This is a genomic window from Vibrio sp. Evd11 (genome assembly GCF_900382755.1).
In the GTDB taxonomy this organism is placed as follows: Bacteria; Pseudomonadota; Gammaproteobacteria; order Enterobacterales; family Vibrionaceae; genus Vibrio; species Vibrio lentus.
In genome coordinates this window covers 170038-180650 of record NZ_OSDX01000001.1, presented here as the reverse complement: position 1 = coordinate 180650, position 10613 = coordinate 170038, and the positions used below count along the sequence as shown (strand labels likewise).

Genomic DNA, 10613 nt, shown 5'->3' with positions numbered 1-10613 from the left:
TGGCTACCGATGTATTGTTGAACACGGAATGTACAGCAAAGATCAACACGCCCTAATAATCATGGCAAATCCTTATCATTCCTTATGTGACAAATATTACGCAGTTGGTAACATATCGGAGTAAAGTGCATAAATGTGATAGCGGTATATACCCAAGTAACCTCAAGATGCGTGGATCAGCGAGAGTTGCCTAGTTTGCAAACGAGCTAGGTGGATTTAATTTCACGCCTGAGTAAATTGCATAAGGCGTAATTTGGGTATCACACGATTGAGACCAACTGATCGTTATAGTGATTTTTTCGTATTGATTGGCGTTCAAAAACAAGCCATGTCTATAATTATGTTTAATAGGGAGATTGGTATGAAGATATTGTTAACGGGTGGTACGGGATTTATTGGTTCTGAATTGGTCAAAAGTTGGAACATTGACGACGTGACATTGTTGACGCGGAGCCCCGAAAAAGCGAAGCAAAACCTAAATCATCTGAACCAGAATAACCTTCATTACATTCAATCTCTTGATGAACTCAGCGATCTCAATGACTTCGATGTTGTGGTCAATCTTGCTGGCGAACCGATCGCTGACAAGCGTTGGAGTGCGGAGCAAAAAGAGAGGATCTGCAATAGCCGCTGGCACATTACCGAAAAACTGGTCGAGTTAATTCATGCCAGTAGCAACCCTCCGGAGGCTTTCATTAGCGGTTCGGCTGTAGGTTACTATGGCGATCAACAGCAACACCCATTTGATGAATCACTACAAGTAGAAGACGAAAGTTTTCCTCATAAAGTTTGCGCTCATTGGGAAGAGATAGCCAAGAGAGCCCAATCCGATGAGACGCGTGTGATACTACTAAGAACGGGGATTGTGTTAGGTGAAAATGGTGGTGCTTTAAAGAAGATGCTAATGCCGTACAAACTCGGAGTAGGCGGGCCACTTGGTTCAGGCGAACAGTACATGCCTTGGATTCACATGCTAGATATGGTGAGAGCCATCAACCACTTATTATCGATTCCTCACGCTCAAGGGGAATTTAATATGTGTGCCCCGCACCCTGTCACCAACAAACTGTTCAGCAGCACACTCGCCAAACAACTACGCCGACCTCATTTCTTGTTCACGCCTAAATGGGCAATGTCGCTTCTGATGGGTGAATCGTCTTGTCTGCTCTTTGACAGCATTCGTTCTAAACCAAAGAAACTCACTGAAATGGGATTTATCTTTAGTTACTCAAGAATAGAACCAGCCTTAAAAAACTTGTTACAACATCAAGACTAATTCTTTACCCTAGAGCGATAAAGACTCTAATGAAGGATTAAGCGTGAACAAGTCGATTCTGATCACCGGTTGCTCAACGGGTATTGGCTATACATGTGCGCATGCACTACAAAAGCGTGGCTTCCACGTCATTGCATCGTGTCGTCATCCGCAAGATGTACAGCGTCTGCAAGATGAGGGACTGACCTGCATACAGCTCGACCTTTCTAACCAAGAAAGCATTGAACAAGCTGCACAACTTGCTATTGAGCTAGCGCCTAACGGATTATATGGTTTATTCAATAACGGTGCTTATGGTCAAGCTGGCGCGCTAGAAGACTTGCCAACCCAAGGTCTCAGAGAGCAATTCGAAACCAACTTCTTTGGCTGGCATCATCTTGTTTGTCAGATCCTCCCGCACATGCGCGAGCGCGGCGAAGGCCGAATCGTACAAAACAGTTCCGTATTAGGCTTTGCGGCCATGAAATATCGTGGCGCTTACAACGCTTCAAAGTTCGCGCTAGAAGGCTGGACAGATACCTTACGTTTAGAACTGCATGGTAGTGGTATTCATATCTCGTTATTGCAGCCAGGTCCAATAGAAACCCAATTTAGAAATAATGCCCTGAAAGCCTTCAATAAATGGATCACCATTGCTGGCAGCGCTCATCAAGAAGCTTATCAACAACAAAAAGACCGACTCGAAAAAGAGTCATCGAATAACGCTTTTGTTCTTCCGCCTGAAAGTTGTGTTGAGCCAGTTTATCACGCACTTTCCGCAGAGAAACCAAAGCTAAGATACCGAGTGACAACACCTACTAAGGTGTTCGCGGTACTGAAAAGAATTCTACCGAGTCGTTTGCTAGACCCTATTTTGAGAAAAGCAGCATAAATTGCTAACTTTGAATGTAGAGTCGCAAACTTTAATGTAACGATGTAATTTTTCCGTAACAATTAGATGTCATGATTACCCTATCTCATCAATTACTCCCAATTAATGAGCCTAATCTGGATATTTCATGACTTTAAACCGCCTTAATTGGGTCGGTGTGAGTCTGGCGATTACGTTGTTTATTCTGTTTTGAGTATCTCACGCTATGCCTCACTGACCACCTCAAGGATACCGCTATGCCTTCCCTGTTGAGATAACCACCTATCAACATCGAAGCATAGCGTTTTCTATTTTGGCTCTTTTTATTTGAGATAACCAAGTTAGATCTTGAAGTTACCAGCATCTCCCCCCATATTTGCAACGTACCCACAAAACACACTTCAAGGAACGTAAATGCAATCTCCGCATATTGTTGAACTTAATGAGCAGAACTTTCGTCAAGTATTAGAAACCTCAATGCAGACGCCTGTACTCATCCACTTTTGGGCACCAATGAGCCAAGAAAGTGCTCAGGTGATCCCTGAACTGCAAACATTAACTCAGCAATACAACGGCGCTTTTACTTTAGCTCTGTTGAATTGTGAACAAGAGCAGGCAATTGCTAGCCAATTTGGCGTACAAGCACTCCCTACTATTGCACTGTTTGTTAACGGTCAGCCTGTCGATGGTTTGGGGGGTCCACAAAGCATCGAAGCGATTATTGAAATGTTAGGAAAACATCTTCCTAGCCAAGACGAGCTCGCACTGCGTCAGGCTCTCGAGCAAATGCAAGCAGGCGAGCACGCACAAGCGCTCGCAGCAATGCAACAATTGCCAATAGAGCTGACGGGCAAAGGCGAAGTAAAACTGGCAATCGCGGAATGTTTACTAGAAACGCAACAGTTTGATCTAGCTGAAACTCAACTGTCGACTATCCCTCTAGAATATCAAGACAATTACTACAAAGGCTTAGTCGCTAAACTCGAACTGCACAAACAAGCGGCAGACAGCCCTGAAATTCAAGCGCTAGAAACAACGCTTCAGCAAAACCCAAGCGATGCTAAAACAGCCTCTGACCTAGCACTTCAATACCACCAAGTGAACCGTAGCGAAGAAGCAATGGATTTACTGTGGTCATTCTTAGCGAAAGACCTCAACACCCTCGATGGTGATATGAAAAAAGAATTCATGGATATCTTAAGCGCACTTGGACAAGGTAATGCAGTTGCGAGCAAATACCGCCGCCAATTGTACTCTCTGCTTTACTAATTCGAACGCTAATAAGTTGATAAGTACAGAGGAAAAATCACCCCGATAAATGATAGAAACCTCAGCAATCTTATCGCATAACACAAAGTAAAATGGGCCATAAAATCAATATTTTATGGCCCATTTCTCGTTTATAAATTTGCTCGAATTTTAAATATGAGCCAGTATGAGTAAAGAACTATCAAAAACTCACACTTGCAAAGGATTTCGTATGCCTATTGATACATTGATTACTATTGGCGTCTTTACTGCCGTCGCACTACTGTTTATTTTCGCTGGTGTCAAAACCGTTCCACAGGGTAATAACTGGACTGTCGAACGTTTCGGGCGCTACACACACACCCTTCAACCCGGCTTGAACCTAATCATTCCATTCATTGATAAGGTTGGTCAAAAAATCAGCATGATGGAACGTGTACTGGATATTCCAGCTCAGGAAGTCATTTCAAAAGACAACGCCAATGTCATGATTGATGCTGTCTGTTTTGTTCAGGTTATTGATGCGCCCAAAGCAACCTACGAGGTCAACGACCTTGAACACGCGATCCGTAATTTGACCCTGACTAACATCCGTACCGTGCTTGGATCTATGGAGTTGGATGAAATGCTCAGCCAGCGTGACATGATCAATACTAAGCTGCTAAATATCGTCGATGAAGCCACAAACCCTTGGGGTGTCAAAGTTACACGTATCGAGATCAAAGACGTGCAGCCACCAGCGGATCTAACCGCAGCGATGAATGCTCAAATGAAAGCCGAGCGTAACAAGCGTGCTGATATTTTAGAGGCAGAGGGCGTAAGACAAGCTGAGATCCTAAAAGCCGAAGGTCATAAGCAATCAGAAATCTTAAAAGCGGAAGGCCAAAAGCAAGCAGCAATCCTGCAAGCTGAAGCCCGTGAACGTGCAGCAGAAGCAGAAGCTAAAGCGACAGAGATGGTATCAACGGCCATCGCTCAAGGTGACATGCAAGCGGTCAATTACTTTATTGCACAAGGTTACACCGACGCACTGAAGTCTATTGGCCAAGCTGAAAACGGCAAGATAATCATGCTACCACTCGAAGCGACTGGCCTAATGGGTTCTGTTGCAGGTATCGCAGAGATGTTTGCACAAAGCAACGACAAGGGTAGTAAGGACTAACTTATGTTCGAGTTACTAGAGCAAGTAAACCACTGGCATTGGTTAGCATTTGGTCTAGCGCTGCTAGCCCTAGAGCTGGTTGGTACTGCTGGTTACTTTTTGTGGATAGGCATATCTGCTATGTTGGTCGGAGCGCTATTAGGCGCGCTACCAATCGGTTGGCAGATGCAATGGCTATCATTCGCTAGCTTCTCGCTCATCACCACTTGGTTATGGTGGAGAAGGCAGTTGTCTAATGATAAGCACTCTGATGCGGGTCGGGAACTGAATCAGAGAGAAAAGCAGTTGCTGGGACAAACCGTACTATTAACTGAAGATATCAAAAGAGGTAACTGCCGAATTAAGGTAGGAGACTCTTCTTGGTCAGCAAGAGCTAGCCAAGATATCCCATCAGGCACAGAAATTAAGATTGTGGCTTTAGACGGAATAATTCTAATAATCCAACCTTTATAGCCAATTGATATATAAAGCCTACATTATCGATAAATGTAGGCTTTAATCAGTTTAAAGAACAAAGAACATTCGAATTATCATCACGATAGATTGAATAGAAAAAAAATAAGTTCTTATTTCGTAAAGCTAAAAATTTTGATTGAGCTAAAAAGATATAAGAAAGTCAGATTTATTAACCAATATATATATGAATAATGGGCCACGCTCTCGCTTAATTATAATTATTAAAAATGTTAAGCCCGTCCAATTTTTGAAATTTTCCTTTCCTTGTCCATACTTTCATTTATCTCAACAAGAGATAAACATAACGGAGTCAGTATGAGACATTTCCTAATAATTTTAACAGCGATATTCAGCCTTTCATTCGGCAGTGCTCTGGCGAGCAGTCAGTCTCCAGGTAACGGAAACATGGGGCCTATTGTGAAGTGTTCAGATGGAAACGCAGTCACTCATGTGCCATTGCTGATCTGCAAACACTATGGCGGTAAGGTGCTTTGATAGGTAACTAACGTCAGGCTAGTAACATTATTTGCTGCCTGACACACTGTTTGGTTACCAAACAAGTTTTAAAAAGATAAGTTATTTTCGACCTGACAAATTATTCAAAATTGGACATTCGTTTGAGGTATCTCCAGGACAATCATGTACCCAAGATTGCAACTGAGCCTTCATCTTATTGAGTTCAGCAAGCTTCAACTCTATTTCATCTAACTTCTGCGTTGCTTTCTTTTTTACTTCGTAACTTTCTCTATTGGGATTCATTGCCAGCTCAACAAGCGCTTTGCACTCATCAAGCGTAAACCCAACCATTTTAGCTCTCAGTACAAACTCTAACTGTTCGATGTGAATCTCGCCGTATTGCCTATAACCATTGTCGGAACGATGCGGAGGGCTCATCATCCCTTTACTTTCGTAAAAACGAATGGATTTCGCTGTTGTACCAACACGTTTAGCTACTTCACCAATATTCACTCTATTACCTATAATTCAAACGTTACCTAAAACAAAGAGCGCGACCTAAAACGAAAAACCGCAGTACTGCTGTTATACAATACTGCGGTTGAAAAGCATAGCTAGAGACTGACGTTAGAGGCTTACTCTTGCTCTAACAGCCAAATCATAGTTTGAGATTTTTCTTCGCTGTCTAGCTTGTTGAACCAGTAAGAAACCATTTCTAACTCTTTAGAACCCGTCAATGACGCAATTGAAGTGCTTTTTCGATTCTGGAATGCCCATTCTGTAATTGCAGATTTCTCTTCTGATGAAGACTGTTCAAACCAATAAGTGACCATCTGTTGAGGCTGCGAAATAACTTCAGCGGGTTCAAGTTGAACCTGAGCAACGGTTGGAGCTACAGCCATGCTAGCCGTTGTATTTAAGAGAGGTTCAGCTTCTAGCTTCACCGCGTCAAAGTAAGCTTTTGGTACGCTAAATTCAACGATTTGACGCTTTGTATCTGAAGTTAAGACAAATACTGCCTGAGGCTCAGTAATCGCTTCAACTTGATCATTGCTGAAAGGAAACTTAAATGACTGTGTCATTGTACAATGTTCAGTACAGCTTTCAGATAAAGGACGGTAAGTATCGAGTGAAACCTCTGTTCCTTTATAAGTAACTGTTTCAAATTTTCCGTAATTCTTAAAGAAAGTCGCATCCATCGCTATATAGGAAGAAGCCACTTTTTTTTCTGTTTTTGGGTAAATACCAACAAAAGATAAAGAAGACTTAACCAGATCTTGTCCGACTTGTGCTCGCGCCTCTGGGGCATATGATTTAGCTTCAACTTGGACATATAAACTTCTTTCTTTAATGCCCTTAGCTACATCATCAAACTGACTAGAAGAGTCCAAGGTCGTACAACCAGACGCCACTAATACCGAAGAAAATAACATCGCCAACTTATACATATTTACTTCCTTATCTATTTAAACGGAAAAACGCTGGCATCACGCCAGCGTTTCTATGAAGGCAGTTTGCTAGAGTACTAGTCTTAGAAACCGTATTCTAGACCTACACGTACAAACATAGTCTTATCTGCTGCATTGTAGGCATCATGTTGGCCTACACGTACATACGGTACAAAACCATTATGAACGTACATTACCTGACCAGAAAGAACCTCATCAGCATCATCCTGTTTAGCTCCTTCGATTTTAGAGTCTAAATTAGCAGCGTAACCCAGCTTGAATCCCCACGGACCAGACCAGTATTGCCCGATTAGAGAGAATTGACCTTGCTCAGCAGACTTGCCTACGTGAGCTTTAGCTTTAGCTTCACCATCACTATACTTATAAGCACCCGCTAAGCCGAAACCAGCAGGTAGAGGCAATTCAAAACCAACAATGTAAGCAGAAGTATCTACTGTACCGCCAGCGAATGAAGAGTTGCTTTCGAAGCCGCCGTGAACAGTCACAACATCAGAGAAGTTGTAGTGTGCTGAAGCGCCAACATGGTTTGAATCTTTAGTATCTTTATCGCCACGACCAACAGAAACACTGTAAGTGAAGCCACCAAATGCTGGAGAGTCGTAACGTGCAATATCACCTTTACGATCGTAGTGAGCTTTAACATCACCACCCCAGTCAAATACACGACCTAGACCTGGGTTAGAGTATGGCCAATCGACGATTTCGTATAGAGGAGTAAGCATACGGCCGAAACGTACTTTACCCCAGTCGCCTTGAAGACCTAAGAAAGTGTCACGAGCGCCTAGCGTAGAACCAGTACCGTCTTCACCTACGTAGCCAGATTCAATTTGCATGAAAACGTTCACGTTATCGAACATATCTTTGCTTGCGCGGAAACCGATACGTGATTCATTCTCGTAATCGTAACCGTTGCTATCTTCTTGATAAAATGCAGAGATTGCTGCCACACCGTATGCTTGCACATTAAAATCAGAGATAACACCTACTTGTGAACTCTCTGAACCTGTAGCCATTGCGCCTGTCGATAAAAGTGCAACCGTTGCACCTAATAGAGTACGTTTAAAAAATTTGTTTTCCATGGAATAAAACTCCTAAAAATGGATATAGCTGTTTGAATATTTCCCGCCTAAAGTTGGCCGCCGTAGAGAGAAATACCTTTTCTTGTTTGAGAACCCTAAACTCGAATTCTCTATTTCCTTTCTGGTTATACACATCGTGTGCATCCATGGCATTAAGACTAACTTCGCCCTCAAAAAGATCAATGAGAACTTAATTTTCATCTAAAAAAATATGAGTTGGTGCAAATTTATCAGGTACTTAGTGATCCAGATCGACAAATTGTAAAGATCACAACCAAAAAAATAAAAATAATAAATATCAACAATTTAAAAAATATCACCATTAAAAAAATAGAAGTGAATCGCATTTATGATGCAACTACAATGGTATTTTATTAATATTGAGCACCGTCACTGTCCTGACTTTAGAGTTCGTATAGGAACAAAATTCTCAACAATTATAAAGTCATCATTTTTATATCATATACAAAAAAGGCACTCCCTTGAAAGGAGTGCCTTTGAGCTTTTTTTACCTGTCTTTACTTACGAAATAAGTGCAATTAGATCTTCTTCGGTTCTTATTTCGATTCCTAAATCTTGTGCTTTAGTTAGTTTAGAACCTGCCGCTTCACCAGCAAATAAGATATCAGTTTTCTTCGATACGCTACCCGTCACTTTCGCACCTAATGCTTGTAACGCAGCTTTCGCTTCAGTGCGACCCAGTTGAGAAAGTGACCCGGTCAACACAACTACCTTACCTTCTAGTGGTAGCTCTTGGTCATCCGCAGCTTCTTCGATGACAGGCCAATTCACGCCAAGGTCTATCAACTGATCAACTACCGCTCTATTTTTCTCTTGTGAGAAAAAAGCAGTAATGTGACTAGCAACAATGTCACCAATATCAGACACTTCAACTAATTGTTCATGGGTTGCTGCTTGCACCAATTCCAACGTCTTAAAGTGCTGAGCTAAGTTCATCGCTGTCGCTTCACCTACTTCACGAATACCTAGTGAATATAAGAAACGCGCTAATGTCGTGTCTTTGGCTTTGTTCAGCGCACTCACCACGTTTTGTGCCGATTTAGGCCCCATTCGGTCAAGAACAGTAATCACGCCAGCACTGAGCTTAAACAAGTCAGCAGGCGTTTCTACCATTTCACGGTCGACAAGCTGCTCTATCACTTTCACGCCCAGTCCATCGACGTCTAGCGCCTTTCTAGACACAAAATGCTTAAGTGCTTCTTTACGCTGTGCCTGACACACCAAACCACCAGTACAACGCGCTACCGCCTCACCTTCGACACGTTCAACTGCAGAGTTACAGACTGGGCAAGCATCAGGGAATATAATGTCTTTTGCCGACTCAGGACGACGATCGAGTACCATAGCGACAATTTGTGGGATCACATCACCAGCTCGACGAATGATTACGCTGTCTCCGACTTTCACACCTAAACGAGCAATCTCATCAGCGTTGTGCAGCGTGGCATTACTTACCGTCACACCACCAACGAAGATAGGTTCAAGTTTAGCAACGGGCGTAATAGCGCCTGTACGGCCTACCTGAAACTCAACGTCATTGAGAAGGGTAATCTCTTCTTGAGCTGGAAACTTGTAAGCAATAGCCCAACGAGGTGCTCGTGCAACAAAGCCTAGAGTTTCTTGTGCGGCAATGTCATCAACCTTAATCACCACCCCATCAATTTCGTAAGCGAGAGCATCACGACGAGTCATGATATCTTGGTAATACGCCTTTACATCCTCAAGCGAGCTTAGCTGCTTAGTCTCAGGACACATAGGTAAACCCCAGCCTTTCAGCTGTAAGAAGCGTTGATAGTGGCTATTTGAAAGCTCAGCGCCCTCTACAACACCTACACTGTATGCGTAAAAAGCCAAGGGACGTTTAGCTGTAATACGAGAATCTAGCTGACGTAGGCTACCTGCGGCGGCATTACGTGGGTTCACAAAGACTTTCTCGCCTTTCTTCAACGCCAGTTCATTCAGTTTGTCGAAGCCCGCTTTTGGCATAAACACTTCGCCACGTACTTCGATACGCTCAGGCCAACCTTCACCTTGTAACTTAAGCGGAATTGAGCTGATCGTACGTACGTTTTCTGTGATGTTTTCGCCAGTCGCACCATCGCCACGAGTCGCAGCTTGAACTAAGGTGCCATTCACATAGAGCAAGCTCACAGCAAGGCCATCAAGCTTAGGCTCACAACAGAAAGTTTTAAGGTTCGCGGTTGGTGCTCTATCCGACATACGCTTATTAAACGCATCCAAGTCTTCGTCAGAGAATGCATTGTCGAGCGAAAGCATTGGGATTTCATGAGCCACTTGCGTAAACCCATCTAAAGGCTGTCCACCGACACGTTGGCTTGGCGAATCCACAGTCACAAGCTCAGGGTTCTCTTCTTCGATTTTTAGCAACTGTTGCATTAATCGATCGTATTCAACATCAGGAACCTCGGGGCTATCTTCTACGTAATAACGAACGGCATGATAGTGCAGAGTTTCTCTTAACTGCTCTAAGGTAACTTGAATCGATTCTTTCATATCATTCTCTGTCGTGATTGAAATATCAAAAAGGGCTCCCTTAGGAGCCCTTTTCTATAAATATAGATTATTTATAAGGCTA

10 protein-coding genes and 1 pseudogene are annotated in these 10613 nt (G+C 42.9%); 6 read left to right on the top strand and 5 right to left on the bottom strand.

Annotation, left to right across the window (positions count from 1 at the left end; all coding sequences use genetic code 11):
* The first annotated feature begins 361 nt into the window (after positions 1-361).
* The 6 genes from ED652_RS00835 (at position 362) to ED652_RS00810 (ending at position 5487) form a co-directional block, all read left to right on the top strand.
* On the top strand, positions 362-1276 hold the full coding sequence (locus ED652_RS00835) for a TIGR01777 family oxidoreductase (protein ID WP_122053219.1): 915 nt from the start codon (positions 362-364) through the stop codon (positions 1274-1276).
* Positions 1277-1319: 43 nt separating this feature from the next.
* Positions 1320-2147 (top strand): SDR family oxidoreductase, encoded by an 828-nt coding sequence (locus ED652_RS00830; protein WP_122053218.1) that lies wholly within the window; start codon positions 1320-1322, stop codon positions 2145-2147.
* 393 nt (positions 2148-2540) lie between these two features.
* Positions 2541-3395 carry a co-chaperone YbbN gene (locus ED652_RS00825; protein WP_122053217.1) on the top strand — a complete coding sequence of 285 codons (855 nt, stop codon included), beginning with the start codon at positions 2541-2543 and terminating at the stop codon, positions 3393-3395.
* A gap of 211 nt (positions 3396-3606) precedes the next feature.
* Entirely contained in the window at positions 3607-4536 is a 930-nt protein-coding gene (locus ED652_RS00820; RefSeq protein WP_122053216.1) for an SPFH domain-containing protein, read from the top strand.
* 3 nt (positions 4537-4539) lie between these two features.
* Entirely contained in the window at positions 4540-4989 is a 450-nt protein-coding gene (locus ED652_RS00815) for an NfeD family protein (protein WP_122053215.1), read from the top strand.
* Between the two features lie 318 nt (positions 4990-5307).
* Complete coding sequence (locus tag ED652_RS00810; protein WP_017061927.1) at positions 5308-5487, top strand: hypothetical protein; 180 nt, start codon at positions 5308-5310, stop codon at positions 5485-5487.
* Positions 5488-5568: 81 nt separating this feature from the next.
* Here ED652_RS00810 and cueR read toward each other — a convergent pair whose 3' ends face one another.
* From cueR to ligA, 5 genes and pseudogenes are all read right to left on the bottom strand, one after another.
* Positions 5569-5961 (bottom strand): Cu(I)-responsive transcriptional regulator, encoded by a 393-nt coding sequence (cueR, locus tag ED652_RS00805; protein ID WP_065110942.1) that lies wholly within the window; start codon positions 5959-5961, stop codon positions 5569-5571.
* 122 nt (positions 5962-6083) lie between these two features.
* The gene (locus tag ED652_RS00800; RefSeq protein ID WP_122053214.1) at positions 6084-6896 is read right to left on the bottom strand and encodes a hypothetical protein; all 813 of its coding nucleotides are present in this window, start codon (positions 6894-6896) and stop codon (positions 6084-6086) included.
* A gap of 83 nt (positions 6897-6979) precedes the next feature.
* Complete coding sequence (locus ED652_RS00795; RefSeq protein WP_122053213.1) at positions 6980-7996, bottom strand: porin; 1017 nt, start codon at positions 7994-7996, stop codon at positions 6980-6982.
* Positions 7977-8131: pseudogene (locus ED652_RS23915) on the bottom strand (DNA ligase). The gene ED652_RS00795 and the pseudogene ED652_RS23915 overlap by 20 nt, the downstream one beginning before the upstream one ends.
* 387 nt (positions 8132-8518) lie before the next feature.
* On the bottom strand, positions 8519-10531 hold the full coding sequence (gene ligA, locus ED652_RS00785) for an NAD-dependent DNA ligase LigA (RefSeq protein WP_122053212.1): 2013 nt from the start codon (positions 10529-10531) through the stop codon (positions 8519-8521).
* Positions 10532-10613: the final 82 nt, after the last annotated feature.

What these genes read in the sequence shown, in the direction of transcription:
- ED652_RS00835 (WP_122053219.1), top strand. Translation starts at nt 362, where the DNA reads ATGAAGATATTGTTAACGGGTGGTACGGGATTTATTGGTTCTGAATTG.
- ED652_RS00825 (WP_122053217.1), top strand. Translation starts at nt 2,541, where the DNA reads ATGCAATCTCCGCATATTGTTGAACTTAATGAGCAGAACTTTCGTCAA.
- ED652_RS00820 (WP_122053216.1), top strand. Translation starts at nt 3,607, where the DNA reads ATGCCTATTGATACATTGATTACTATTGGCGTCTTTACTGCCGTCGCA.
- ED652_RS00815 (WP_122053215.1), top strand. Translation starts at nt 4,540, where the DNA reads ATGTTCGAGTTACTAGAGCAAGTAAACCACTGGCATTGGTTAGCATTT.
- ED652_RS00810 (WP_017061927.1), top strand. Translation starts at nt 5,308, where the DNA reads ATGAGACATTTCCTAATAATTTTAACAGCGATATTCAGCCTTTCATTC.
- ED652_RS00800 (WP_122053214.1), bottom strand. Translation starts at nt 6,896, where the DNA reads ATGTATAAGTTGGCGATGTTATTTTCTTCGGTATTAGTGGCGTCTGGT.
- ED652_RS00795 (WP_122053213.1), bottom strand. Translation starts at nt 7,996, where the DNA reads ATGGAAAACAAATTTTTTAAACGTACTCTATTAGGTGCAACGGTTGCA.
- ligA (WP_122053212.1), bottom strand. Translation starts at nt 10,531, where the DNA reads ATGAAAGAATCGATTCAAGTTACCTTAGAGCAGTTAAGAGAAACTCTG.